Source organism: Maricaulis sp. W15 (assembly GCF_001924955.1).
Lineage (GTDB): Bacteria > Pseudomonadota > Alphaproteobacteria > Caulobacterales > Maricaulaceae > Maricaulis > Maricaulis maris.
Genome location: NZ_LQXG01000022.1, coordinates 132,765 through 157,269, shown reverse-complemented (window position 1 = coordinate 157,269; position 24,505 = coordinate 132,765). Strand labels below are relative to the sequence as shown.

General features: G+C 63.0%; 22 protein-coding genes. 14 read left to right on the top strand and 8 right to left on the bottom strand.

From position 1 onward, the window contains the following. Positions 1-3 precede the first annotated feature (3 nt). Both AWH62_RS16540 and AWH62_RS16535 read left to right on the top strand, forming a co-directional pair. Positions 4-651: a helix-turn-helix transcriptional regulator gene (locus AWH62_RS16540; protein WP_075191588.1), complete on the top strand. Its 648-nt coding sequence runs from the start codon at positions 4-6 to the stop codon at positions 649-651. An 18-nt stretch (positions 652-669) separates the two neighbouring features. After that, a complete protein-coding gene (locus AWH62_RS16535) occupies positions 670-1,314 on the top strand; it encodes a helix-turn-helix domain-containing protein (RefSeq protein ID WP_075191587.1) in 645 nt (214 codons plus the stop codon). A gap of 72 nt (positions 1,315-1,386) precedes the next feature. Here the strand turns inward: AWH62_RS16535 and AWH62_RS16530 are convergent, their stop codons facing one another. Beyond that, positions 1,387-3,090 carry a M28 family metallopeptidase gene (locus tag AWH62_RS16530; RefSeq protein ID WP_075191586.1) on the bottom strand — a complete coding sequence of 568 codons (1,704 nt, stop codon included), beginning with the start codon at positions 3,088-3,090 and terminating at the stop codon, positions 1,387-1,389. Positions 3,091-3,211: 121 nt separating this feature from the next. Here AWH62_RS16530 and AWH62_RS16525 point away from each other — a divergent pair, with 121 nt between their 5' ends. Together AWH62_RS16525 and AWH62_RS16520 are read left to right on the top strand one after the other, a co-directional pair. Continuing rightward, positions 3,212-4,660, top strand: coding sequence for an MFS transporter (locus AWH62_RS16525; protein ID WP_233128359.1), 1,449 nt, complete (start codon positions 3,212-3,214; stop codon positions 4,658-4,660). Then, positions 4,660-5,532 carry an alpha/beta fold hydrolase gene (locus AWH62_RS16520; protein WP_075191585.1) on the top strand — a complete coding sequence of 291 codons (873 nt, stop codon included), beginning with the start codon at positions 4,660-4,662 and terminating at the stop codon, positions 5,530-5,532. The genes AWH62_RS16525 and AWH62_RS16520 overlap by 1 nt, the downstream gene beginning before the upstream one ends. Here AWH62_RS16520 and AWH62_RS16515 read toward each other — a convergent pair whose 3' ends face one another. Together AWH62_RS16515 and kdsB are read right to left on the bottom strand one after the other, a co-directional pair. After that, positions 5,533-6,165 (bottom strand): histidine phosphatase family protein, encoded by a 633-nt coding sequence (locus AWH62_RS16515; RefSeq protein ID WP_075191584.1) that lies wholly within the window; start codon positions 6,163-6,165, stop codon positions 5,533-5,535. It abuts the gene before it with no gap. Further along, on the bottom strand, positions 6,165-6,944 hold the full coding sequence (gene kdsB, locus AWH62_RS16510) for a 3-deoxy-manno-octulosonate cytidylyltransferase (protein ID WP_075191583.1): 780 nt from the start codon (positions 6,942-6,944) through the stop codon (positions 6,165-6,167). The genes AWH62_RS16515 and kdsB overlap by 1 nt, the downstream gene beginning before the upstream one ends. 212 nt (positions 6,945-7,156) lie before the next feature. On the opposite strand from kdsB, the gene AWH62_RS16505 reads away from it, so the two are divergent. The 4 genes from AWH62_RS16505 to argC all read left to right on the top strand — a co-directional run bounded on the left by AWH62_RS16505 (position 7,157) and on the right by argC (position 10,781). Then, complete coding sequence (locus AWH62_RS16505) at positions 7,157-7,381, top strand: hypothetical protein (protein ID WP_075191582.1); 225 nt, start codon at positions 7,157-7,159, stop codon at positions 7,379-7,381. Positions 7,382-7,501: 120 nt separating this feature from the next. Then, the gene (locus AWH62_RS16500; RefSeq protein WP_075191581.1) at positions 7,502-8,515 is read left to right on the top strand and encodes an N-acetylornithine carbamoyltransferase; all 1,014 of its coding nucleotides are present in this window, start codon (positions 7,502-7,504) and stop codon (positions 8,513-8,515) included. After that, complete coding sequence (locus AWH62_RS16495) at positions 8,512-9,837, top strand: acetylglutamate kinase (protein ID WP_075191580.1); 1,326 nt, start codon at positions 8,512-8,514, stop codon at positions 9,835-9,837. The genes AWH62_RS16500 and AWH62_RS16495 overlap by 4 nt, the downstream gene beginning before the upstream one ends. After that, positions 9,834-10,781, top strand: coding sequence for an N-acetyl-gamma-glutamyl-phosphate reductase (argC, locus tag AWH62_RS16490; RefSeq protein ID WP_075191579.1), 948 nt, complete (start codon positions 9,834-9,836; stop codon positions 10,779-10,781). Before AWH62_RS16495 ends, argC begins: the two co-directional genes overlap by 4 nt. On the opposite strand, the gene AWH62_RS16485 is transcribed toward argC, so the two are convergent. Continuing rightward, positions 10,760-12,340: a glycosyltransferase family 39 protein gene (locus AWH62_RS16485; RefSeq protein WP_075191578.1), complete on the bottom strand. Its 1,581-nt coding sequence runs from the start codon at positions 12,338-12,340 to the stop codon at positions 10,760-10,762. The genes argC and AWH62_RS16485 overlap by 22 nt on opposite strands. A gap of 321 nt (positions 12,341-12,661) precedes the next feature. On the opposite strand from AWH62_RS16485, the gene AWH62_RS16480 reads away from it, so the two are divergent. The 4 genes from AWH62_RS16480 (at position 12,662) to aguB (ending at position 19,091) form a co-directional block, all read left to right on the top strand. After that, complete coding sequence (locus AWH62_RS16480; RefSeq protein ID WP_075191577.1) at positions 12,662-15,907, top strand: TonB-dependent receptor; 3,246 nt, start codon at positions 12,662-12,664, stop codon at positions 15,905-15,907. 117 nt (positions 15,908-16,024) lie between these two features. Further along, entirely contained in the window at positions 16,025-17,038 is a 1,014-nt protein-coding gene (locus AWH62_RS16475; RefSeq protein ID WP_075191613.1) for an agmatine deiminase family protein, read from the top strand. A gap of 3 nt (positions 17,039-17,041) precedes the next feature. Then, positions 17,042-18,229 carry a serine hydrolase gene (locus AWH62_RS16470; protein ID WP_075191576.1) on the top strand — a complete coding sequence of 396 codons (1,188 nt, stop codon included), beginning with the start codon at positions 17,042-17,044 and terminating at the stop codon, positions 18,227-18,229. A 4-nt stretch (positions 18,230-18,233) separates the two neighbouring features. Beyond that, a complete protein-coding gene (gene aguB / locus AWH62_RS16465; protein ID WP_075191575.1) occupies positions 18,234-19,091 on the top strand; it encodes an N-carbamoylputrescine amidase in 858 nt (285 codons plus the stop codon). Here the strand turns inward: aguB and AWH62_RS16460 are convergent. Next, positions 19,058-19,291, bottom strand: coding sequence for a hypothetical protein (locus AWH62_RS16460; protein ID WP_075191574.1), 234 nt, complete (start codon positions 19,289-19,291; stop codon positions 19,058-19,060). The genes aguB and AWH62_RS16460 overlap by 34 nt on opposite strands. Before the next feature lie 202 nt (positions 19,292-19,493). On the opposite strand from AWH62_RS16460, the gene AWH62_RS16455 reads away from it, so the two are divergent. After that, the gene (locus AWH62_RS16455; RefSeq protein WP_075191573.1) at positions 19,494-20,117 is read left to right on the top strand and encodes a hypothetical protein; all 624 of its coding nucleotides are present in this window, start codon (positions 19,494-19,496) and stop codon (positions 20,115-20,117) included. Positions 20,118-20,123: 6 nt separating this feature from the next. Here the strand turns inward: AWH62_RS16455 and AWH62_RS16450 are convergent, their stop codons facing one another. Then, positions 20,124-20,768: a MarC family protein gene (locus AWH62_RS16450; protein WP_075191612.1), complete on the bottom strand. Its 645-nt coding sequence runs from the start codon at positions 20,766-20,768 to the stop codon at positions 20,124-20,126. 105 nt (positions 20,769-20,873) lie between these two features. Continuing rightward, a complete protein-coding gene (locus AWH62_RS16445) occupies positions 20,874-21,335 on the bottom strand; it encodes a hypothetical protein (RefSeq protein ID WP_075191572.1) in 462 nt (153 codons plus the stop codon). A gap of 1,183 nt (positions 21,336-22,518) precedes the next feature. Between AWH62_RS16445 and AWH62_RS16430 the strand changes: the two genes are divergently transcribed. Beyond that, on the top strand, positions 22,519-23,208 hold the full coding sequence (locus AWH62_RS16430; RefSeq protein WP_143743115.1) for a hypothetical protein: 690 nt from the start codon (positions 22,519-22,521) through the stop codon (positions 23,206-23,208). Between the two features lie 240 nt (positions 23,209-23,448). On the opposite strand, the gene AWH62_RS16425 is transcribed toward AWH62_RS16430, so the two are convergent. Next, positions 23,449-24,495, bottom strand: coding sequence for a deoxyhypusine synthase (locus tag AWH62_RS16425; RefSeq protein ID WP_075191568.1), 1,047 nt, complete (start codon positions 24,493-24,495; stop codon positions 23,449-23,451). Between the last annotated feature and the right edge of the window lie 10 nt (positions 24,496-24,505).

The window sequence follows — 24,505 nt, the reverse complement described above, 5'->3', positions numbered from 1 at the left end:
ACGATGGCAGGTGCGGAGATTGTCAGCCGGGCCGATCCTGATTTCTGGCGTAATCTGCTGCGCCGCTACCGTTTCACAAACAACGTCAAACAGGCTGCACTCGCCTATGATCTTGGCGTTACCCAAGCGATGGTGTCGCGCTGGGAATCCGGTGCGGTGCAACCGGCGGCCGACATGCAGGAACGCATACGGGCGCTGGCCGGTACACCCGAAGATATGGCGTCGCCGCTTGTGGGTTGGCGCAATCATGTTGCGTTCCAGCCCGGTATTGCTGCAGTCGTGGACCGCGACGGGCTGATCGAAACCGTCAGTTCCGGCCTGCTCCGCGATGCCGAGATGGCGCTGCCGCAAATTGAAGGCAAGCAGCTCGAGGCGATATTCATTGGCGACGTGATCGAGCTCTTCAACACACTCATGGAAAAAGGTTTCTTTGACGGCGCGCAGGAAAGCGCCGAAAGTGCAGACTGGTATTGTTTTGCCAATTCACATGGTAAACGCGATATTGGGCCGGTGCATGGACTGCACTGGCCGCATGTGGCCGAAGATGGAACGGTCCGGTGGATGCTGACCGGGGCACGGGTCAGCGCCAAGGAGTTCGAGCTGCTGCGCGAGGAATTGGGCGGACAGGTCGCACTTTCCGGTGATGACTGAACCCGCAAGGGGGGCGGAGTGGTACAAGACATCAAGCTGTCGATGACGTCGAGCAAGGTCAATTGGCCGTCGGTCATTCGCAATTTCCGAATGTCGAAACGGCTCAAACAGGCTGCCCTGGCGGCAGACCTTGGCGTGACCCAAGCCATGATCTCGCGCTGGGAAAACGGCGATAGTGAACCGCCCGAACGGATCAAGCGCCGGATGGCGGAACTGGTCCAGGATGCGTTCGTCATCGCGCCGGCGCCGACCTGGGTCGATCTGGTCTCGCTCAACCCGTCGATCGAATTCGTCACCGACTCCATGGGCATGATCAAGGCGATCTCACTCGGCGCGCTCGACCTGTTCGGTATCAAGCGCAATGAGATCGAGGGCCGCAATATCCGTAATTTCCTGGGCGGCGATTTCTCCGCTGCGCTGGAGCAATTGCGTGCAGAGGGCATGTTCCAGAACAATCTCGCCTTTGCTCAGAGCATCGGCACGCTGGAAGTCAATGTGTCGGCTGGCATGCAGTCGCTGCTGTGTGACTTCATCCATTGGCCGCGGATTTCCGAGGCCCGCACCGTCTATTGCATCCATTCCGGCGCCACGCTCGACGAAAAGCGCTATGCCGCCCGGCTGGAAGAGCGCGGCGACAAGGTCGTGGTGCGCCGGACTTTTTAGGCGGGCGATACCCCGGACACAAAAAAGGGCGGCTCCGACGAGCCGCCCTTTTTCGTTGTGAAGCGCGGTCGCTTATTCCGTCAGCTGCGCATCCCGCAGGGCGCGGAACTCATTGCCCTCATACCAGTTCGGCCAGTCGTCCGAATTGGCCAGACGCGATCCGACATTGAAGAAGAGCGTGGTGTCTTCAACCATGCCCTCCATGTTCCAGTCTTCGGAATATTCGTCGGCCGGGCCGTGATAGCGGTTGGCCCGATAATCCTCGCCCATGGCTTCGCCGGCTTCGCGGCCGCCATCACGCAGGTCAAACCCGCCATCGGCGTAGAGCATCGGCACGCCCTGCTTGGCCAGCGAGATATGATCGGAACGATAGAAATAGCCGGCTTCCGGATTGGGATCCGGCACGATGTAGCGATCCTGCTCGGCGGCGGCTTCGGTCAGGACATCTTCCAGTTCGGACGCACCGTGACCAACCACGACCACGTCGCGGGACCGGCCCGAAGGCAGGATGGCGTCGATATTGATGCCGCCCACGGTCTGGCCGTAAGGCACGATCGGGTTTTCACCGTAATAAGCCGAACCCAACAGGCCGGACTCTTCGGCCGTCACCGCCAGGATCATCACCGAACGCTCCGGCGGGTTGGCGACGAAGGCTTCGCCGATCTCGAGAATGGCGGCGGTGCCGGTCGCATTGTCGACGGCGCCATTATAGATGCCGTCCTCGCCTGCGGGCACGTCGCGGATGCCGATATGATCCCAATGTGCCGTGTAGAGCACGTACTCGTCCGGGCGGGCCGTGCCGGGCACCACGCCGACGACATTGCGCGAGTCCAGGGTTTCGGCGGAATTCACCAGATAGCCCGATGCCGTGAGGCCGGTCATCGGCACCGCTTCAAAGCCCGGCTCGGCAGCGGCGGCGGTCAGCGCGTCGAAATCCAGTCCGGCAAGGTCGAACAGTTCGCGGGCGCGCGGCTCGGTGATCCAGCTTTCGACATTGGCGAAAGTGCCCTCGCCGGGCTCGCGGGCGAGATCGAGCTGGGTGCCGGACCAGGACCCGGAAACCACATTCCAGCCATAGGAGGCCGGCGCGGTCTGGTGGATCAGGATGACGCCGGCTGCGCCCTGGCGCGCCGCTTCCTCATACTTGTAGGTCCAGCGGCCGTAATAGGTCATGGCATTGCCGTTGAAGAGGCCGCTATCGGGATTGGCATAGCCGGGATCATTGACCAGCATCACGACCGTCCGGCCTTCAACATCGAGGCCTTCATAATCATTCCAGCCATATTCCGGTGCCACGACGCCATAGCCGACAAAGACCAGCTCGCTGGCATCCAGTGAGATGTCGCTGGAATTGAGCTTGGACCAGTAGACGACATCCTCGCTCATGTTGAAGCCGAGCGGTTCGCCATTGAAGGCGATATCGAAACTGGATTGTTCGGCGTCCAAGGTCACGGCGAGCAGGGAGACGGGCTGGAAATAGCTGCCCTCATAACCTGGCTCGAGGCCGATGCGCGCCATCTCGTCGGCGATCCACTGGCTGGCGGCAATGCCGCCGGGCGTGGCCGGGGCGCGGCCTTCGAAGGAATCATCGGCCAGTGTCGAAATGCGATGGCGCAGGTCGGCCTCGCTGATCGCAGCGCTGGTCATGCTTTCGGTATGGCTGGTGCCGGTGTCGGCCGCCGGCGCAGCGGCCGTTTCCGTATCGGTTTCACTCGCTGGCGAGCAGGCGGCGATGGTCAGTGCGACCAGCGCTGCGGGAAATCCGGTATGTTTCATCTCAACCCCTATCATTCATTGGGCATGGCCCGTTTTCTGTGCAACATCGTGCACGCGTCGCGGCGCGCTGCAAACTAGCGCAGGCAGGCGATCGATGGAAATCGGGTTTGACCAAACCTGAATGACCATTCATGTTCGCGTCGATGGAGAGCGACGCATCGCACGGTCGGACAACGACCGGCAGGCCTTGAGGGGAGAGATCATGGCGAGTGAAAAGACCGTCGACGAGGGTCGGCAATCCGGAGGTGCGGGATACCGAACCTATGTCATGGTATTGCTGTTTCTGGTCTACACATTCAACTTTCTGGATCGCCAGATCATTTCCATCCTTGGTGAGCCGATCAAAAATGAGTTTGATCTGACCGATGAGCAGCTCGGCGCCCTCGGCGGGTTTGCCTTCGCTTTTCTCTATTCAACATTCGGTGTCCCGATCGCTTGGTTGGCGGATCGCTGGAGCCGAACCTGGATCATGGCCATCTCGCTCACATTGTGGAGCGCTTTCACTGCGGTGAGCGGCCTGGTTCAAAATTATACCCAATTGTTCCTGGCGCGGATGGGCGTCGGTATTGGTGAGGCTGGCGGTGTTGCGCCCGCCTACTCGATCATCGCTGACTATTTTCCACCCGACCAGCGGGGACGGGCCCTTGCTTTTTACTCGCTGGGCATTCCTGTCGGCAGCGCATTTGGGGTCATCGCCGGGGCACTGATTGCCAGCGGAGCGATTGGCGACGGACTCGATTGGCGCGCAGCCTTCATCATTGTGGGTGTCGCGGGCGTCATTCTGGCACCGATTTTCCGGCTGACAGTCAAAGAGCCCAAGCGTGGCGTTTATGATGCGCCACGACCGGTCAGCGAAGGGACGAAGGCGCCTGGCCTCCCGACGGTTCTCGGCTTTCTTTCCAAGAAGCCAAGCTTTTGGTTCCTCGTTCTGGGCGCGTCCTGTTCGTCCATGATGGGATACGGGATTTTCTTCTGGATCCCGTCATTCCTCGCTCGCAGTTACGGGCTGGGCCTTGTCGATCGCGGCTGGCTATTCGGCGGCATCCTGTTCGTTGGTGGATGCATCGGAATTTTGATGGGGGGGGTTCTTGGGGACCGGCTCGGAAAAGCAAAGAAATCTGCCTATGCAAAGGTACCGGCATTCGCATTCCTGCTGACATTTCCATTTTACGTGGCAGCTGTATTGGCCCCGAATATCTACATCGCCTCGGTTCTTTTCCTGGTGCCAACCGCTCTCGGTTTGATGTGGCTCGGACCGGTATTGTCCGCGTTCCAGCATCTGGTCCGCCCCAGCATGCGCGCGACTGCATCCTCGATTTTCCTGCTAATCAATAACCTGCTTGGCATCGGTGTCGGCGTTTACGTGCTCGGAAAATTGTCGACAATGCTCGAGCCGACCTTTGGGGAGGAGTCGCTCCGCTATTCCATTCTCCTAGGGTCGCTGCTCTATATCGTTGCGGCAATTTTGTTCTTCGTCGCCGCCCGCACGCTTGAGCGCGACTGGGAAAAAGATCCAGACACGGTCCCCGTCCCGCAGGCCGAACTGCCGACGGAGGCTGAACCGTCCTGATGGCTGACGCGCACTTCACCGATCATTTCTTCGAGACTGCGGATGGTCCGCGCATTCACTGGCGCGACTATCCGGCCATGGGCGAGGAGACCGGCCTGCCGGTCATCTGCCTGCATGGTCTGACCCGCAATGTCAGGGATTTCGAGGATTTCGCGCCGATGGTCGCGGCAACCGGCCGGCGGGTGATTTCGATCTCCTCGCGCGGTCGCGGCCAATCCGATCATGATCCGGTGGTCGCGCGGTACCAGCCACCGACCTATGCCGGGGACGTGATGGCACTGCTGGCTTCGATCGGCCTGTCGCGCGCGGTCTTTGTCGGGACGTCGATGGGCGGCTTGATGATCTTCATCATCGCCAGCCTGCAGCCAAGCTTGGTCGCTGCCGCCGTGATCAATGATATCGGTCCGGAAATCGCCACCGAAGGGCTCGACCGGATCAAGTCGAATGTCTCGAGCCGCGATCCGGTCACGGACTGGGCGGATGCGGCGGCGCGCACACGTCTGTCCAACCTCGCGGCCTTTCCCAAGCGTGATGGCGATACGGCTTTCTGGGAAGACTTTGCCCGCAAGACCTGGGTCGAGCGGGAGGATGGCAGCATCGCGCTGGCCTATGACGGGGCGCTGGTCGGCCAGATGGATGAGGGCGGGCCGCTGCCCGATCTCTGGTCCTTCTGGGAACCCTTTGCCGACATACCGACCCTGGTCGTGCGCGGTGGCATATCCGATCTGCTGACGCCGGCAACCGTGGCTGAGATGAAGCGCCGCAAGCCTGACCTGGCGACGGTCGAGGTGCCCGATGTCGGGCATGCGCCTTTCATCACCGAGCCGGAAGCGTGGCAGGCGGTTGAAGCCTTCCTGGGTCAGGTCGACTGATCAGCTGAAATGTCGGGTGATGAGGTCGGCGTCCGGCTTCTCGTTCCAGAACAGGCGTGATCCGGTCGCGCTGTCGAGTTCGGCGGCGCACAGATTGCCGGTCTTCACCTTGGCATTGCCATCATCGCCGCTCAGTGCCGCGTGCATGTAGCGCAAAATGCCGTTCGAGGTGATCACCAGGGCGAGGCCCCTGGTTGATGCCGCGTCGGCCATGGCGGCGAGGGCGTTGGCCTTGAGCTCGGCATTTGACGGTGACCAGTCGACCCCGTCCGGGCGGGTGTGGCGCTTGTCCCAGCAATCCAGCGCTTCCTGGCCGAATTCGGCAATGATCTGATCATTCGACTTGCCGCCCCAGGACCCGTAATCGATCTCGGTCAAGCGGGTGTCGATCTCGATTTCGCCGGCAAAGCCGGTCAGTCCGGCGACGATCTCTGCCGCCCGGCGGGTCCGCTTGAGGGGGCCGCAGATCAGGCGGGCCGGGATGGCGCCCGCCGCCTTCAGGGCCTCACCCAGCGCGCGGGCTTGCGCCTCACCGCTCTCGACCAGGGGCAGGTCTTCCTTTGCCCCGACCCAGACCGGTGTGTCGCCGGGGCCGAATGTATTGCCATGGCGGGCGAGCAGGATCCGTCCCATCAGACCAGCTCGCCTTCAGCGGCGATTATGCCCTCGACCCGGACGGCGTCTTCCGGCGCGTCCACCGACCAGGCCGAACGGCCGCGATAGTCGGTCAGCACAACACGGATCGGGATGCCGTTCTCGAGCGCCCGCAACTGTTCCAGGCTCTCGGTCAGCTCGAACGGGGTCGGCTCCAGCGCCACCAGCTCTTCCAACGTATCGCGGCGATAGCCGTACAGGCCGATATGCTGGTAGGTCGGCGCACCCTCGTTCGGTTTGCGGCGGAAGGGGATGACATTCTTGGAGAAATACATCGCATCCATCGCCTTGTTGAAGACGACGGTGGTGCCCGAGGCTGACCCGTTGGCCTTGTCGGCGCGCATGCGGGCCTCGGTCTCGGCGGGCAGGGCGATCGCAGGCGTTGCCATTTGCAGCGACGGGTCGGCGCGCAGGGTTTCGGCGACACCGCCGATCACCCAGGGCGGGATCAATGGCGCGTCGCCCTGGACGTTGATGACGATATCGGCGTCGCTGGTCAGACGCTTCACCGCGTCCAGCGCCCGTTCGGTGCCGTTGCGACAGTCCGGATCGGTCATGACGGCCTCGCCGCCGGCGGCTGCGACCGCGTCCATGATCCGCTGATCGTCGGTGGCAACCACAACCCGGTCGACACCGGGCGCTGCCGCGGCGATGCGCCAGACGCGCTCGACCATCATCCGGCCGGCGATCATGGCCAGCGGCTTGCCGGGAAAACGGGTCGATCCGAAACGGGCGGGAATGACGGCGAGAACGGACATGGCGAGCCTCAGATCCAGTGATCACCGGCTTGTTCCACAAGACGGGGCCAAAGGCCATATCTGCCCGGGCGCGACGTCAGACACAAAAATTACAATCGCGTAATGCTCAGCGGCGTGTCTTGGCAGTGTCGGTCAAATCTCTAATCTCGCGCGCTTTGTTGCCATGCCGTATCAGAGAAAAACGGGTGGCTTGGTGGTCAGGGGTATTCCACATGAAGCGTCTCGGTTTGATTTGCGTTCTCGCCTTGATGGCGTCCGGCTGTGCATCCTATGAGGGCACGGATTATGAGGGACAGTCTCCGCGCGAGCGTTTTCTCGAAACGGTCGCGCCGGAGGGTATGCGTCGCGTATGCACGTCGGAGCCGGTTCTGGGTACGAATCGTCGCGAACAAGTTTGCACCAATGTTCCCGAGGATGATGCCGACGAGACAAATTGAGGCTGATGCGAAGGGTCTTTTGCTTCGCTCGAAGATCAGGCATATGTCACGCAATAACACCCGGCCCCTGGGCCGGGTGTTTGCAATTTCATGCCTGCCAACCTTCGAAGAGACCCCGACATGCGCCATTTCCTTTCGACCGCAGATTGGACACGTAACGAACTTCAGGGCCTGCTCGACCGAGCCAGTGCTTTCAAGTCCGGGGCGGTGAGCCGATCGCTCGAAGGCAAGTCGGTGGCGCTGGTCTTCTTCAATCCGTCGCTGCGCACCCGGACGTCCTTCGACATCGGCACGCAGCGTCTGGGCGGCCACGCCATTGTGCTGGACGCCAAGGGCGCGACCTGGCCGATGGAATTCGGTGATGGCGCGGTGATGGATGGCGACAAGGAAGAGCATGTCCGCGAGGCGGCGCGTGTCCTGTCCTCCTATGTCGACCTGATCGCCATTCGCTGCTTCCCCGAGTTCAAGGACTGGCAGTCCGAGCGCGAGGACCCGCTGATCGAGGCGTTTGCCAAGCACGCGACCGTGCCGGTCATCAACATGGAAACCATCGTCCACCCCTGTCAGGAGCTGGCCCATATGCTGGCCCTGCAGGAGCGGATGGGTCCGATTGCCGACAAGACTTATCTCCTGACCTGGGTGCCGCACCCCAAGCCGCTCAATACGGCGGTGGCCAATTCCTCTCTGCTGATCGCCTCCAAGTTCGGCGCCAATGTCCGCATCCTGGTGCCGGATGAGGCCTATCGCCTCGACGAGCGCTACATGTCGGCGGCAGAACGCTTTACCGCCGAGGGCGGCGGCTCGGTGACGCTGACGACCGATGTCGAGGCGGCCTATGATGGCGCCGATATGGTCTATGCCAAAAGCTGGGGCGCGCTGCCGTTTTACGGCAATTGGGGCGACGAGGCGCCGCTGCGGGCGAAGGGTGCCGACTTCATGATCACGCCGGAGAAGATGGCGCTGACCAACAAGGCCGCCGTCAGCCACTGCCTGCCGATGCGCCGCAATGTGAAGATCGCCGATGCCGTCGTCGACAGTCCGGCCTTCATGGGGATCGAGGAGGCGGCCAATCGCCTGCCGGTGCAGATGGCGGTGATGGAAACCCTGGCGGCCCAAGCCGGAGGTGCAGAATGACGTCGAACGCACCCGGGGTTCGCCAGACGATTGTGCAATTGCTGTCGCACATGCGCGACGGCAAGGAGATCCGTGAATACCTGCACCGCTTCTCCGGCATCGACCAGGAGCGCTTTGCCGTCATCAAGGTCGGCGGTGCTGTCATCCAGGATGATCTGCACGGCCTCGCTTCGGCACTGGCCTTCCTGCAGACGGTCGGCCTGACCCCGGTGGTGGTGCATGGCGGCGGTCCGCAGCTTGATGCGGCGCTCGCCGCCGCCGACATTCCCACGGAACGGATCGACGGTTTGCGGGTGACCCGCGATGCCGCCATCCCGATCATTCGCGATACGCTGACACAGGCCAATCTGACCCTGGTCGATGCCATCCGCGATGCGGGTGGTCGTGCTGCGGCTGTGCCGCGCGGCGTGTTCGAAGCCGATATCGTCGATGCCGCCCGCCTCGGCCGGGTTGGAGAGCCCAGCCGCATCCATCTCGATCTGGTGGGGTCGGCGGCCCGCGCCGGCCAAGCCGCGATCCTGGCCTGTCTCGGCGAGACACCGGACGGCACGCTGGTCAACATCAATGCCGATGTCGCCGTGCGCGCTCTGGTCCATGCGCTGCAGCCCTACAAGGTGGTCTTCCTGACCGGTACCGGCGGACTGCTGGACGAGGATGGCGATATCCTGTCCTCGATCAATCTGGCGACTGATTTTGCCGACCTGATGCAGGCTGATTGGGTCAATGGCGGCATGCGGTTGAAGCTGGAGGAGATCAAGCGCCTGCTCGACGATCTGCCGCTCTCCTCCTCGGTCTCGATCACCCGTCCGGCAGAATTGGCCCGCGAACTCTTCACCCATGCGGGGGCCGGCACGCTGATCCGTCGCGGCGAGCGCATTGTGGCGGCTGACAGTAAGAGCGCACTCGATCTCGATCGTCTCGATACGCTGGTCCGCACCGCCTTCGGGCGCCAGACCGTGGCCGGTTACTGGGACGACCTCGTCGTTGACCGGGCCTTTGTCACCGAGAGCTATCGTGCTGCAGCCATCACGACGCGGCTGGATGGCTATGTTTATCTCGACAAATTCGCCGTGCTCGACGAGGCGCGCGGTGAGGGGCTGGGGCGGACGGTCTGGCACCGTCTGGTCGATTATGCGCCGGAAATGATCTGGCGCTCACGCACAGCCAACCCGGTCAATGGTTTCTATTTCGAGGAATGCGACGGCGCGATCCGGCGCGATGAGTGGACCGTGTTCTGGCGCGGCAACATGGATCCGGCCTCGATCACCGGCGTGGTCGAGAAAGCGTTTGCCCTGCCGCCGACGCTCGAGGCACCGTTATGAGTGCCCGGCGGGTCGGCCTGGTCGGCGCGCGTGGCCATACCGGACGCGAGCTTCTGCGCCTGATTGCCGGGCGCGATGACCTGGAGCTGGTTTTCGCCAGCTCGCGCGAATGGGCCGGAAAGCGGGTTTCCGAGATGGCACCGGAGATCACGACGGATCTGGTCTTCGAGGCATTGGGACCGGCGGCGGTCGGCGCTCGCGACGTCGATGCCGTCATCCTGGCTCTGCCCAATGGAGCCGGCGCGCCTTTCGTTGCGGCGATCTCGCCCGACACCGTGATTGTCGATCTGTCAGCGGACTACCGCTTTGACGATGACTGGGTCTATGGCCTGCCGGAAATTCATGGCCGTGACCGGCTGGCCGGGGCCACCCGGATCGCCAATCCGGGGTGTTATGCCACGGCCGGTCAGCTGGCGATCGCGCCGCTGCGCGGCCGCCTTGTCGGCGATGCACATGTCTTTGGCGTGTCAGGCTATTCCGGCGCCGGCACGACGCCGTCGCGCAAGAATGACACGGCGGCGCTGGCCGACAATCTGATGCCCTATGCGCTGAGCGGGCATCTGCACGAACGCGAAATGGCGCGTCACAGCGGTGAAGGCGTGCGCTTTAGCCCGCATGTGGCCGCTTTCTTTCGCGGTATTGTCGCAACCACGCATCTCACACTGGACGCCCCGATGACGCTGGCCGAGGTCGAGGCGCTCTATGCCCGCGCCTATGCCGGCGAGGCCTTGGTCACAATCATCGACGGAATCCCGGAAGTGCGCGACGCAGCGCTGCAGCCGGGCGCCGTGATCGGTGGTTTCACGCTCGACGACAGCGGTCGCAAGCTGGTCGTCGTGACCGCCCTGGACAATCTCCTCAAGGGGGCGGCCGTGCAGGCGATGCAGAATCTCACACTGGCGCTGGGGCTGCCGGAAGGCCCCTATTCGTCCCCGCCGCTGTAACCGCGCACCGGCGTGGTGTCGTCAGCCGCGTCATGCGCCTGCCATCGGATTTCATAGGCTTCGTCGCGCTCGACCCGTTGATGACCCTCAGCGACCCAAAGGGAAAAGTCGCGGGTGAAGGGACCGTCGAGCGGAATGGCGAGCGTGCCGACCGGTTCAAAGACAGCAAAGTCTTCCCGCAGCCGCGGCACTTCGAGCGGGCGGTTGGATACAATCAGGAGCCGGCCCTGCGGATCCTCGTCCAGCGGCCAGACATCCTCGGCATGGTTGGTCGGACCGGCATGGCGCAGCCACATCGCAGTCCGCCCGTCCAGCTGTGGCGCGTAGCGCTGCATCTGGTGGAAGGTGTTGCGATCATCAAACACGATGAGCGCGTAATCGTCGGCCTCGGCGGCAGCAATGATCCGTTCGGCGGTCACGTCCCAGGCGCGGATCCGCTTGGTCGCATCGCCGGCGCCGAGTGCTTCGACCAGGGCCGGGCTGGCCGCCAGCGCGATTGCAAACAGGCCGATCAGCGTGTGCAGTCCGATCGACCCGTACAGCGCCCAGCGACGCCATGCTGCACCGCGCAACAGAAAGGCCAGGACCAGTAAGGTTCCAGCGACATAGGTGGCCGCGGCCCAGTTGGCATGGGCGCGGGAGATGAAGGCCTGTCCGGTCACCACCAGCAGCGGCGGCAGGGCATAGAGGACCAGCAGGCGCTGGTCCGGGTCGATGCGCAGGAAGCGGGTGACGGTCAACCAGAACACGGTCACCAGGACGCCGAAAGTGAGCGGGCCGAACACGCCGGGCTGGGCCACCACAAACTCGATCAGCTCACCCGGATGGAAGAGGTCACTGCCCCAGTTCGCATTGGCGGCGGTATGGCTGACGGTCGCAAAGTCATTGGCGGCATTCCAGGCCAGGTTCGGCGCCAGCAGGAGCAGGAAGATCGCCGCCGCGATGCCGCCACGCGGGCTCAGCAGGGCGCGACGTACGGCTGGATCGAACACCAGGGCGAGGCCGGTCGAGACCAGAAAATAGATCATTGCGTATTTCGACAGGAAGCCGAAGCCGAGCGCGACGCCCAGCCCGATGGCGGCGCCCCAACCGCCACCGGCCCGCAGGCGCAGCAGGGCGTAAAGCCCGCCGGACCAGGCGCTGAAAAGGACGGCGTCGGTTGAGATCACGAAGCCGGACAACCAGATAGCCGGCATGGTGAGGTAGAGCGTGGCGGCCCAGAAGCCGGCCCGTTCACCCCATAATTGCCGGGCGCTGAGCATCAGGAAAATCGCGGTTGCGGTATGCAGCAGGGGGGCCGGCAGCCGGATCGCAAAATCACTGTCGCCGAACAGGCTGGTCGACAGGCCGATCAACCAGGCGATCATTGGCGGCTTGGAATAGTATCCCCAGTCGAAAACGCGCGACCAGACCCAGTATTGGGACTCGTCCTGATAGAGCGAGACCGGACTGACCGCGAGGGCCAGGATGCGCAGGATCGCAAAACCGGCGATCAGCAAGAGCGCAGCGTGTCGCCACGAGATTCGACTCGGCAAGGAAGATGTGTGCGACTCGGTCATGTCGGGTCCGGAAGCTGCCAAAAAGTGTTACATTTTCGCCGCAGCCTATGCGCTTTTCGACTCCGACCGTAAAGGGCCGCGTGGATAAAAAAAGCCGCGGTCTGAATTCCCGAGTGGCGGATTTTGAGGTTTTGTGCGGCTGCACACACACATCTTGCGATTTGTTGCGGTTGCGAACGCCGTCCTCACTCGCGTGCGACCCGGACGCTGTCACAAAAGCTTCGCCCAGCTGTCTTGGAAAGTTCGACCGGTCGGCGTAGACGGCCCCTGCTTCGTACGGGGAACCCTCCCCGCTCTTCGGTTTATCGGGGGACATGCTCAATGTCTTTTACTAAGAAACTTTCTCTCGGCACGGCGGCTATCGCCCTGCTGGCCGCAGCTCCGGCTGCTGTTCATGCTCAGGTGACGTCGTCGCAACTGCGCGGCACGGTCATTTCTGAAGCCGGCGCGCCGGTGTCCGGTGCTTCGGTCACCTTGATCCACCTTCCGTCCGGCACGTCCGAGACCGCCACGACGACCGGTACCGGTTCGTTCTTCGCGTCCGGCCTCCGCGTTGGTGGTCCTTACCGCCTGTTCGTGTCCGCACCAGGCTTTGAAGGCGACGTGATCGACAACCTGATGCTGCAGCCGGGCTCGCAAGCTCCGATCAGCATCCGCCTTTCCTCCGCCACCACCGATGTCATCACCGTGACCGGCCAGGCGATCAACTCGATGGACCTCAACAATGGCGTCGGTTCGTCCTTCTCCTCGCGTGACGTGTCCAACGCGCCGTCGCTCAATCGCGACCTGATCGACACGCTGCGCCTCGACCCGCTGGTTTCGCAGTCGGGCGAAAGCTTCATGTCGATCGCCGGCCAGTCGCCGCGCTTCAACGCCGTTTCCATCGACGGTTCGCTGCAGCAGGACAATTTCGGCCTCGGTTCGAACACCTATGCCACGAGCCGTTCGCCGATCAATATCGACATCGTCGAGTCGGCCTCTGTCGTCGCCGCCGAATACTCGGTCACCTCGGGTAACTTCCAGGGTGGTCTGGTCAACGTCGTGACGCGTTCGGGCACCAATGAGATCGACGGCGCTGCCTTCTACTACCGCGCTGACGAAGACTTCCGTGGCAATGTCACGGACGGCACCTTCGTCCCGTCGGTTCCGTACGAAGAAGAAGAGTACGGCATCTCGATCTCCGGTCCGATCATCGAAGACACGCTGTTCTTCCTGGTCTCCTACGACGAGTATACCGCTGCGGCTCCGACCGATCGTTCGGCGACCTATGAAAACGCCGGCATCGACCCGGCTTTCTGGACGACCCTCAACACGATGGTCCAGAATGAGCTTGGTTTCGACATCGGCTCGCGTCCGCTGCAGGAATCCTACCCGTCGACCTCCGAGCGCCTTCTCGCCAAGTTCGACTGGAACATCAACGAAGACCACCGCGCTTCGTTCACCTACCAGAACACCCAGGAAGTCGACACGTCGACCTCGGCCTACAACTTCGACACCGCCTTCTACGGCGTTCCGGTTGAAGTCGAAGCCATGACCCTGCAGGTCTTCTCGGATTGGTCGGAAAACCTCTCCACGACCCTGCGGATCTCCAACACCGAGCTGGTCAAGAGCCAGAGCTGTGGTGCCGGTTCCGACCAGCCGCAACTCTCCTTCGACGGTTGGGACGTTGCCGAGCTCGTCGGCACCCCGCTTGAAGGCCTCGCGACGGACGACCTCAACAACATGGTTGCCGGCTGCGACATCTACCGCCACGGCAACGAGTACAACGACACCCGTCTCGTCGTGTTCGGTTCTGCCGACTACACCTGGAACGAGCACGTCTTCACGGTCGGCGGTGAGTACGAGCAGTTCGACCTGTTCAACCTCTTCGGTCAGCAGTCCAACGGCGAGTTCACCTTTGCTTCCCCGCAGGACCTGATCGACGGCATCGGCCGCGTCGAGTACCGCAATGTCACCACCAATAACGCCCTCGACGGTGCTTCCAGCTGGGGCTATGACCGCTTCACGCTGTTCGCCGAAGATACTTGGCAGCTGCGTGATGATTTCTCGGTCAATTTCGGCATCCGCTACGAGCGTTACAGCCAGGACGACGAGCCGTATTCCGATCCGGTCATCGCCGGCCTCTATGGTCGTGACACGGCTGCTAACCTGGATGGCAAAGACATCCTGATGCCGCGTGCCGGTTTCCGCTGGGATGCCGCTGACCGCACGACGGTTTCCGGTGGCTTCGGTCTCTTCTCCGGTGGTTCGCCGCTGGTTTGGACCTCCAACGCCTTCCAGACCCCGACGGTTTACTCGCGTCTCGACAACGCGACGATCACGAGCCTGACGGTGCCGCAGGCGCTGCTCGACGACGTTGCTTCGCAAGCCCCGGTCTCGATCGACATGATCGACCCGAACTTCGAAATTCCGGCCGATTGGCGCGCTTCTCTGCGTCTCGACCAGAGCTTCGACATGGTGTTCGGTGGCCTCGACTTCGGCAGCGACTACGTCTTCACGGCGCAGTACCTGTACTCGAAGGCCGAAGACGGCTTCGCCTGGCGCAACCTGGCTCAGCTTGAGCTTGGCTACACCCAGGGTGTCGCTCCGGACGGCCGTCCGATCTACGCCGACCTCGACGACCTCAATGAAGCCAACCTCACCATGCTGTCCAATGCGGATGGTGGTGAGAGCCATGTCTTCACGCTGGCCCTGTCGAAAGAGTATGAAAACGGCCTCGGCTTCAACGTGTCCTATGCCTACCAGGACGTTCAATCCGCCCTGTATGACACGTCTTCGCGCGGCATCTCGTCCTGGCGTTCGCAGACGACGTCTGACCGGAACAATGTTTCGGCAGCCACGTCGATCTACCAGGTCGAAGATCGTTTCGTGACGGCCTTCTGGTACGAAACCGAGTTCTTCGGTGACCTGACCACCCGTCTCGACCTGATCGGTGAATTCACCTCGGGTTCTCCGTACAGCTATAACTTCAACGTCAGCTCCTCGAACCCGCTGTTCGGCCGTGCCGGCCAGGGTGAGAGCCCGTATGATGGCGATCTGCTGTACATCCCGACCGCCAGCGACAGCAATGTTGTCTACGCGTCCGGTTTCGACCTCGCCGGCTTCGATGCCATGATCGATGGCAACGGCGTCGCCCGTGGCCAGATCTTCGAAGAAAACTCGCTGACCTCGCCTTGGAACCAACAGTGGGACCTGCGCATCCAGCAGGAACTGCCGTTCTTCTCCAGCGCGGTTGACCAGTGGGTCGGTGACAACCGCCTCAACATGGTGGTCGACATCTTCAACGTCGCCAACCTGCTCAATGACGAGTGGGGCACCCAGGTCAATGGTCCGTCGTACAGCCAGGCGCCGATCGTCACTGCCGACCTCGTGACGGCGGCTGATGTTGCCGCCAACGGTGTTGACGGTGCCACGGCCCTGACCGGCGACGCGCCGCGTACGAGCTGCGCCACGGCCGGCTCCTGCGTGTATCGCTTCAATGCCTTCAACGACTTTTACGCGAACTCCACGGCCAGCCGTGGCAGCTCGCTGTACTCGATCCGCGTCGGCATCCGCTACGAGTTCTAAGAACGCCAGCGACTGCAAAGTCTGGAAGGGCGGCCCTCGGGTCGCCCTTCTTTTTTGCGCCTGCCCCCGTCATTTTTGCCGCTCGCCAATCCCGGGTCTGCGTGATAATTGCGCGCCATGACGACAGACCTGCCCCACGAAACCGCCCGCCAATCCCGCCTGTTCACCTGCTGGCCGTCCGATGCCGAGCTGTGGGAGGACAATCTCGAACCGGCCCAGGCCGAGTTCGCGGCCTTCCTGAAATCTGTGGTCGCGCCGTCGGCGACCGGGGTGACGCTGGATCTCACAATCCTTGCCTCGACAGCTCAGGCCGAAGCTTCAGCCAAGCGCGCGCTGGGGCACCGGGCCCGCGTTGTCCGGGCCGCATTTGGCGATGTCTGGGCGCGTGATACCGGCCCGGTCTTCCTGCGCGACCATGGTGAGCCGGTGGCAGTGCGCTTTCGCTTCAATGGCTGGGGCGGCAAGTATGAGCTGCCCGGCGACGACACGATCGGCGGTGTCATCGCTGAGTTGGCCGGGGCTGTAGAGCGCCGCTTCGACCTGGTCGCAGAGGGGGGCGCGCTGGAATTTGACGGTGAGGGCACGCTGATCACCACGCGGCAATGCCTGCTCAATCCAAACCGCAATCCCGGGTTTGGCGAAGCCGACGTCGAAGCCGTGCTGAAACAGGCGCTGGGTGTCGACAAGGTCTTGTGGATCGATGAGGGCCTGGTCGCCGATCACACCGATGGCCATATCGACAATATCGTCCGCTTCGCCCGTCCCGGCGTGGTGGTCTGCCAGAGTCCGTGGGGCGATGACGACCCGCAGGTCGAGGTGCTCGAGGCCATTGCGCGCCAGCTCGCCGGGATGACCGACGCCCGCGGCCGCCACCTGCAGGTCTGCCGCATACCCTCGCCGGGCCGGGTTGATCTCGGTGATGGCGAAGTGGTGCCGGCCAGCCACATGAATTGGGTCATCGGGCCGCGCCATGTCGTGGTCCCGGTCTATGGCACGTCGGGTGGTGAGGCGGCGGTGACGGCCCTGCGTGGAATTTTTCCGGATCATGAGGTGGTCGGCGCCTCGGCGCGTGCCATACTCACCGGTGGAGGGGCGTTCCACTGTGTGACCTGTCACCAAGCCGGAGAATGAGGATTGATCCGATCCACACTGACAGCCCTGTTCTGTCTCGCCAGCCTGCCTGTTGCAATCGGTGCCGCGAGCGCCCAGCCGGTCAGCCCGTCTGACCCCGCCGCCGCGCCGGTCACCTACCCCTATCTGGAGACCCTCCAAGCCCGCCTTGATGCGGCCATGGCCGATCGCCGGATTGTCGGCCTGGTGGCGGCCGTGATCGAGGATGGCGAACCCGTCTTCTATTACACCCACGGTGAGACCGCGGCCGGGTCCGGCGAGGCGGTGACGCCGCAAACCCTGTTCCGGGCCGCCTCGGTCTCCAAGACTTTCACCGGAACCTTGTTGGGCCTGCTTGAGGCGGAGGGGCTGGTCGACCTGTCGGCGCCCGTCCCCGGCGACGTCCTGCGCTTGCGTGGAGACCGCCAGCCGACGCTGGAGGAGATTGCCAGCCACCGCACCGGCCTGCCGCCCAACGCCTATGATCTCGATCTGGAGGCCGGTCAGGCCCCGGACCGTATTCGCCAACGCCTGGCAAGCGTCGACCTGATGTGTCCGGTGGGGGATTGTTATACCTATCAGAACATCGCCTTTTCGGCGCTGGAGCGTGTCGTCGCGCAAGCCACCGGTGAGGATTTCTCTGCCGCCTTGCGCGCCCGGCTGATCGAACCGCTCGGATTGCCGGGCGCCTCGGTCGGCACCGCCGCCCTGACTGCCGCGCCGTCCTGGGCGCGGCCGCACAGCGGTTGGCGCCGGGTGATCAATCTGCCGGGTGATCCGGTTACGCCCTATGATGACATCCCCTCGGCCTCGGGGCTCAACCTGTCGCTGGAGGACATGATTGTCTGGGCGCAGCTGCAATTGGGCACACGGCCCGGCCTGTCCGATGCGGTGCGAAGCCGCATCCATTCGCCGCTGACCGACACGCTGCGCGAGACCCGGCGTCTCGGCGAATTGCGGGCCCGGGTCGATCAGACCTGGTACGGACTCGGCTGGCGCATCTATGACTGGGAAGGGCGGACGCTGGTCTTGCATTCCGGCTATCTGTCCGGTTATGGAGCGCAAATCGTGCTTGAACCGGAGACCGGTTTCGCCTTTGTGGCGCTGTGGAATTCCGACAATCGTCCGGCCTGGTGGCTGTGGCCGACAGTGATGGATCTGCGGACCGGCAACGGGCCGGGCACTTGGCTTGATCGCTTCGAAGAGGACTGACCCGATGGCAAGAACGATCAAACTGGCCGGCCTGCAGGCCGCTTTCGGCACCGATATGGATGCCAATATCGCCACCGTCACCGCCCTCATCCGCGAGGCGGCCGATCAGGGCGCCCAGGTCATCCTGCCGCCGGAACTCTTTCAGGGTCCGTATTTCTGCAAGGTCCAGGACGAGGCCTTTTTCGCCACCGCGTATCCGGCGACGGAGCATCCCTGCGTCACGGCGCTGCAGCCGCTGGCGGCTGAGCTGGGCGTGGTCATCCCGGTCTCGATCTATGAGCGCGACGGGCCGCATTACTACAACTCACTGGTGATGCTGGATGCCGATGGCGCGGTCATGGGTGTCTACCGCAAGAGCCATATTCCGGACGGGCCGGGCTATATGGAGAAATTCTACTTCCGGCCAGGTGATACCGGTTTCAAGGTCTGGGGCACGAAATTCGGCAAGATCGGGGTCGGCATCTGCTGGGACCAATGGTTCCCGGAAGCGGCGCGGATCATGACGATGATGGGCGCCGAGGTTCTGCTCTATCCGACCGCCATCGGGTCGGAACCGCATGATGACAGTCTCGACACGGCGGCGCGCTGGCAGCGGGCGATGCAGGGGCATGCGGTGTCGAATGTGATCCCGGTCCTGGCGGCCAACCGGATCGGCGATGAAGGCGGGCAGGTCTTCTATGGCTCGTCTTTCGCGGCCAGTCATACCGGTGAGAAGGTCAGCGAGCTCGGTCGCAGCGAGACCGGCATTGTCAGCGGCGAGTTCGACCTGGACCATCTGCAGCGCCATCGCGCGGCCTGGGGCTTTTTCCGCGACCGGCGTCCCGATCTCTACGGGCCCTGGTTCACGCCGCGCTCGTCCTGATCGCGGTGCCCGCCCGGTCCTGAACGGCGGCGCCGTCCGGTCGGCAACAACATTACCACCACAAAGGCGACAGCAATGGCCGGCCAGCCAAAGGCGATGGCCTGGTCAGTCTGTCCCTGGGTCAGGCTGAAAGCGGAGGCGGTCAATCCGCCGGCAGTCACGGTCGCTGCAGTGAGCAGCATGGCAAGGCTGTAGCCCATGCATTCCTCCAACACCCCCGCATGGTCGTTATCATCGACCCCTCTGTGGCATCACCATGGCAGAAATCGGCTAACACTTGGTTTCCGACAGCGCGTGGTCGGGGCGCGGCGTCGGCGAGGGTGGACGGGAGATGTCCCAATCCAGTATCACGAAAGAACTTTGTAACGTAAAGTGCAATTGCATACGTCAGAGGAGATCGAGATGCGTACCACTCATGCGAAGCTGGGCCTGATCGCCCGGACCCATCACTTGCCGACACAACGCCTGCCAGCCGGATTGTCGGTCCGATCCGGCCTGGCCCTCATCAGCTTGCTGGCCAGCCTGGGTCTCACCGCCCCGGCCCTTGCCCAGGATGACCCGCAACCGGCCCAGCCACTGCCCGGTGAAGCGCTTGCCGGCCTGGTCGGCGAGTGGGAGGGCTCCGGCTGGTCGATGACGCAAACCGGCGAACGCGAAACCTTCGACATTTTCGAGCGCGTCGAAAGCGTCGGCGGCGGCCGCGCGGTGATGATCCGCGGCCTTGGTTATGCGCCCGCAGGCGTCGGGCGAGAGGGTGACCCCGTGCATGATGCGGGCGGCTATGTCACGCTCGGTGAGGACGGCTATCGCATGCTCGCCGTGGCCCTGACCGGCGGGCCGGAAAGCTATGAAATGGTGATGACGGATGGCGGTTTCAACTGGACGATCCCGCTCGGCCCGACCGGTCATGTCGCTTTTGAAGCCGTCTATGACGAGACCAGCTGGACCGAGACCGGCCAGTATTGCAATCCGTCCGGCGCCTGCTTCCCGACCCTGTCGATGACCCTGACCCGGGTCGCTGACTGACGGCCCCTAGTGGGCGTTCACCAGCGCGCCGAGAATGCCGTCAATGATGAATTGGGCGGCGAGGGCGGCGAGGATGACACCGAGGATGCGGGTGATCATGGCGGCCATGGAGTCGCCGATGACCCGCATCACCGGGCCGATGGCCAGGAAGGTGATAAGACAGATGAGCAGGATCACACCGGCCGCGCCCAGCACGACACCGCGCTCGGTCCAGCCACTGGCATCCGACATGTAGAGCATGACCGTGGCGATCGCGCCGGGACCGGCCAGCATCGGGATGGCCATCGGGAAGACCGAGATGTCATCCCAGATTTCCGGATGCGCGTCATGCTCGTCCATGATGGTCTCGGCCCGGCCTTCGCGGCGCTCGGTGCGCTTTTCGAAAATCATTTCCAGCGCCATCAGGAAGAGCAGCACGCCGCCGGCAATGCGGAAGGCATCGAGGCTGATATGCATGGCGTTGAGCAGCCAGCCACCGCCCAGTGCGAAACCGAGCAGCACGCCGGTCGCGATCACCACCGACTTGATCGCCATGGCGCGCTTGTGCGCTTTGGGCGCGCCATTGGTCAGCGACGCAAAAATCGGCGCGACACCGGGCGGGTCGATGGCCACGAAAAACGTGACGAGGGCTGTGGTGAAAATCTCGAGCATGACGGCATTCCTGTTTGCAAGGCCCGCATAACCGGGACAGCGAGCGAGGTCACGGAAAATTTCGCGCATGGACGGGCAGGATAGCCATGCAATTAAGCTGGGTGTTCAGTCCTCGGCCTCGTCACCTTCACCTTCCCGGCGACCATCAACCAGCTCCCAGCTCGCCTCCCAGCGGGGCCTGGGTACCGGCCCGCCGGCCTGGCGGGCGCGGCGAATGCGTTCGGCGTCCTCTTCGATCTGCAGGTCGATCTCGACCTCCTCGATGCTGGCACCGACGGCTCTATACCAGGCGGCCTTGGCCGAGCGCCGGGCCGCTTCGGCCTCGTCATTCAGCCGGATCTGCTCGCGGGCCAGCGCCACATCGGCCCGGGATTGGGCAATGAAGTCCTTGGCCAGGTCGAGCAATGCCCGCGCGGCCCGGTCATCCCCTGTATTCAGCGCCAGAGCGGCGGCGCCGAGGCAATGGCGGCCGGTTTCCGGCGCGCCCGCGGCCTCCCCGGCCGGCCGTGCCTGGACGATCGCCGCGCGTTTGCGCAGACGATGGCGGGCGGGGAGGCGACGTGACATGGGCTATCCTTTCGTGATGGCATGAGTGGAGGGGTCGGGCAGGTTTGCCCGCGCCACGGTGTTGCCACCTGGCGATATGAGGGGTGCGGGGCCCGGCCGATGCCGGTTTTCTTTGACTATGTGAGTGGCACCGGTGGTACCCCGCACACGGAGATTTGGTCAGGGCCGTTACCGGCCCCGTCTCGAAACCGATGGGGTTAGGCAGTCGAGCTTTGTGCTGCCGTCCCATCGATGGCCACGCCGGGTTGGTCTGGCGGTGTTTCCAGGCAACCGGACGAGCTCCGTACTCCCAACGCCCCCGGATCACCAATCCGGGCCTCGAGTAGCGCGGGACAACGGGGATTATGCGGTGGCGCCGATGGGGGGCGGATAAGTTTTGTGATTTTTTCGCTTCAGACACTGTCATTTCGGCGCAGGCCGGGGCCCGGTCTGCGAGGCAAGCTGTTGCCATGCTTGGCGAAATCGCGCGTGCGAGACTGGGTCCTGACTTCCGTCAGGATGACGGTGAAGGGGTGCAGGGCGGGGATAAGCCGCCTCTCCCCGACCGGGGAGAGGTCCCGGAGCGCGTCAGCGCGCAGGGGGTGAGGGGCGCGCCGCAAGGCGGCGCAAAGGAAAGTTTTTAATGGGCGCCGACGCGCCGCCCCTCATCGGCCCTGCGGGCCACTTCTCCCCGGTCGGGGAGAAGAAAAGCGCGGTGCATTTTTCAAGCGCGATAGCCCGTCATCCCGGACGCAGGCCCGGCCCTGAGCCGGGCGGAGATCCGGGACCCATTTCCGCGAAGGTTGGCGGCACCGGGCGTCTCTCTTCCCCCCCGCAGATGGGTAGTAAGGGAAAGCTCTGGAGCAATTTTCAACTCGCAGGGTGCGGAGTGAGTGCTATATCTGCCATCCAGATTTGATCGGGGAGCGGCATGGTTGGCAGCGATAATGACGACCGCGGTACATCGACGGTGAGAAAAAAGAAGGTCTGTCCCGAGTGTCACCACGAATTCAAAGGGAATGGCTGGGACGGCATCGACGCACATTGGCGATCAAAACATGAAAACATTATGCCCTACGAGGAAGCATGGCCGCTCTTGAGAGACGGGAAATACCTAGCATAGCGCGTATATCTGGGATGGAGGTCCACCCGGAACCGAGCGGATTGTTTGGTGCGTTGCAATGCGGCAGCTTGGCCTGCTCTGATGGCTGATTGGACAGCCAGTTTCGAAGCTTTGCTCCGTGAGCAATTGATCCCGGATTTTTGTAGGGTTGCGAAGCGCAATTGTATGCCCGAAGGCTTCAAAGAGGCGTCACTTAGAATTGGAGACGAAGACGCGCGCTATTTCTTGCAAGCATGGGAAGCGGGATTGATCGTGCGGAAGTCGCCCGGCGCTTACACAGCTCCGGCTAGCCATGTGACTGAGCAATTGTTTTGGGATGGGCGGAAAACCTATTCGCCACGTCCCTACACGTTATGGCTGGAGCCTATTATAACTTTTGGCGGACTTTCACGGCTCCACCATGACCATGGTTGGCCTGTTGCGCAGATCGGAACTCAGTCCATTGATTGGGCCTTCGACCTCGTGGCTAGATTGCCGGGCGAGGCGGAGGAATTCATCGCCGGAGAAGTCAAGAAAAGTCGGCGCGAAATCGATGCGATGCTGGACGTCATGAACGCGCTTGGCGCAGATCCGGCACATTCAGAGCCGCCAAGCGGAGACAAAACCCGAAACGCCTACAAGAAGCTTGCCGGCCTTAAGGCGCGTCGTGCAGCTGTATTCTGGGCGCTTGGTCCGGAGGGCTACAGCCTTGTCTTTCGAGTGAACTATTTCGATGATGGGCGGGTCGAGTTTGAGCCAGTCGGTCAGGATGCTCTCGAGTATCAGGTGTAATTTGGCCCTGGTCGCTCCACGACGCTCCCCCCTTGTCATCCCGGACGTATGCCCGGCCCCGAGCCGGGCGGAGATCCGGGACCTATTGTCGCGAAGGCTCGCAGCGCCGGGCGTATGGGTCCCGGGTCTGCGGCCTGCTTGCGCAGGCCATTCGCCCGGGATGACAACCGAAATTTGCCCCCAACAAAAAAAGCCCCGGCGTCGCCGCCGGGGCTTTTTCTTTGACGCAGAACCAAGCGCTTAATCTTGGAACATATCCCCATACCGATGCCGGGGACGCTTTTCCCAGTCTCTCCGGTGGTACACGTCCGACGCAATCACCGGGGCGACCGTGCTCGCTTCCGCAAACACCATCTGTTCCAGCGCCACGTCGACCTTGCCCCAGGAACAGGCTTCCTTGAGTGTCGAGGAGGAGCAGGCGCCGTCTCTGACGTCGGCGACGGTGATCTGGACGGCGTAGGCGTGCATGGGGACTTCGACGCCGAGGATTTCGGCGCAGACGACCGTGTCCTGGGCGAAGTTCTTGGGGACGCCGCCGCCGACCATGAACAGGCCCGTCTTGCCAGCCTTGATCTTGATGTCGGTCAGTTCGCGGAAATCGGCGACGCTGTCGATCGAGAGATAGGGCTGTTTGGCCTTCATCCGCTCGACCTGGTGCTTGACGAGGCCGAAGCCGGCGGAACAGTCCGAGAAGGCCGGGCAGAAGATCGGCACGCCCTGCTCATAGCATTCCTGGACGAGTGAGCCTTGCTTCTTGGCGTTGCCGTCGGCCAGCCATTTGCCCATCGCCTTGATATAGGAGCGCGATGAGCGCGGGCCGGGCTCCAGGAGGTCGGCGATTTCCAGTGTGGCGGCGTCGCAGGCCTGCAGCTCTTCCTCGTCGATATAGGTGTCGTAGATGCGGTCGATATAGAGATCGCGCAGCTCGCGGTCGTCGGGGATTTCGCGGGCCTGGTAATGCTTGAAGCCGAGGGCTTCGAAGAAGTCCATGTCGACGATCGAGGCGCCGGTCGAGACGATGGCGTCGACCATGTTGTTGCGCACCATGTCACGCCAGACATGCATGCAGCCGCCAGCGCTCGTCGAGCCGGCCAGGGTCAGGATCACCGAGCAATCCGGATCGGCGACAGCCTGTTCCAGGATGCGGGCGGCACGTGCCGCATCGCGCGAGGTGAAGGACATCTTCTCCCAGGCGTCGATCATGTGGCGGCCGTCAAAGGCGGTGATGTCGATATGTTCGACCGGGTTGGACAGCAACTCGGCCTTGCGGTTGGATTTATCGCTCATGAAAGTCTCC

Coding starts and splice junctions, on each gene's coding strand:
- AWH62_RS16540 (WP_075191588.1), top strand. CDS start 4: ATGGCAGGTGCGGAGATTGTCAGCCGGGCCGATCCTGATTTCTGGCGT.
- AWH62_RS16530 (WP_075191586.1), bottom strand. CDS start 3,090: ATGAAACATACCGGATTTCCCGCAGCGCTGGTCGCACTGACCATCGCC.
- AWH62_RS16525 (WP_233128359.1), top strand. CDS start 3,212: ATGACCATTCATGTTCGCGTCGATGGAGAGCGACGCATCGCACGGTCG.
- AWH62_RS16520 (WP_075191585.1), top strand. CDS start 4,660: ATGGCTGACGCGCACTTCACCGATCATTTCTTCGAGACTGCGGATGGT.
- AWH62_RS16515 (WP_075191584.1), bottom strand. CDS start 6,165: ATGGGACGGATCCTGCTCGCCCGCCATGGCAATACATTCGGCCCCGGC.
- kdsB (WP_075191583.1), bottom strand. CDS start 6,944: ATGTCCGTTCTCGCCGTCATTCCCGCCCGTTTCGGATCGACCCGTTTT.
- AWH62_RS16505 (WP_075191582.1), top strand. CDS start 7,157: ATGAAGCGTCTCGGTTTGATTTGCGTTCTCGCCTTGATGGCGTCCGGC.
- AWH62_RS16500 (WP_075191581.1), top strand. CDS start 7,502: ATGCGCCATTTCCTTTCGACCGCAGATTGGACACGTAACGAACTTCAG.
- AWH62_RS16495 (WP_075191580.1), top strand. CDS start 8,512: ATGACGTCGAACGCACCCGGGGTTCGCCAGACGATTGTGCAATTGCTG.
- argC (WP_075191579.1), top strand. CDS start 9,834: ATGAGTGCCCGGCGGGTCGGCCTGGTCGGCGCGCGTGGCCATACCGGA.
- AWH62_RS16485 (WP_075191578.1), bottom strand. CDS start 12,340: ATGACCGAGTCGCACACATCTTCCTTGCCGAGTCGAATCTCGTGGCGA.
- AWH62_RS16480 (WP_075191577.1), top strand. CDS start 12,662: ATGTCTTTTACTAAGAAACTTTCTCTCGGCACGGCGGCTATCGCCCTG.
- AWH62_RS16475 (WP_075191613.1), top strand. CDS start 16,025: ATGACGACAGACCTGCCCCACGAAACCGCCCGCCAATCCCGCCTGTTC.
- aguB (WP_075191575.1), top strand. CDS start 18,234: ATGGCAAGAACGATCAAACTGGCCGGCCTGCAGGCCGCTTTCGGCACC.
- AWH62_RS16460 (WP_075191574.1), bottom strand. CDS start 19,291: ATGGGCTACAGCCTTGCCATGCTGCTCACTGCAGCGACCGTGACTGCC.
- AWH62_RS16455 (WP_075191573.1), top strand. CDS start 19,494: ATGCGTACCACTCATGCGAAGCTGGGCCTGATCGCCCGGACCCATCAC.
- AWH62_RS16450 (WP_075191612.1), bottom strand. CDS start 20,768: ATGCTCGAGATTTTCACCACAGCCCTCGTCACGTTTTTCGTGGCCATC.
- AWH62_RS16445 (WP_075191572.1), bottom strand. CDS start 21,335: ATGTCACGTCGCCTCCCCGCCCGCCATCGTCTGCGCAAACGCGCGGCG.
- AWH62_RS16430 (WP_143743115.1), top strand. CDS start 22,519: ATGGCTGATTGGACAGCCAGTTTCGAAGCTTTGCTCCGTGAGCAATTG.
- AWH62_RS16425 (WP_075191568.1), bottom strand. CDS start 24,495: ATGAGCGATAAATCCAACCGCAAGGCCGAGTTGCTGTCCAACCCGGTC.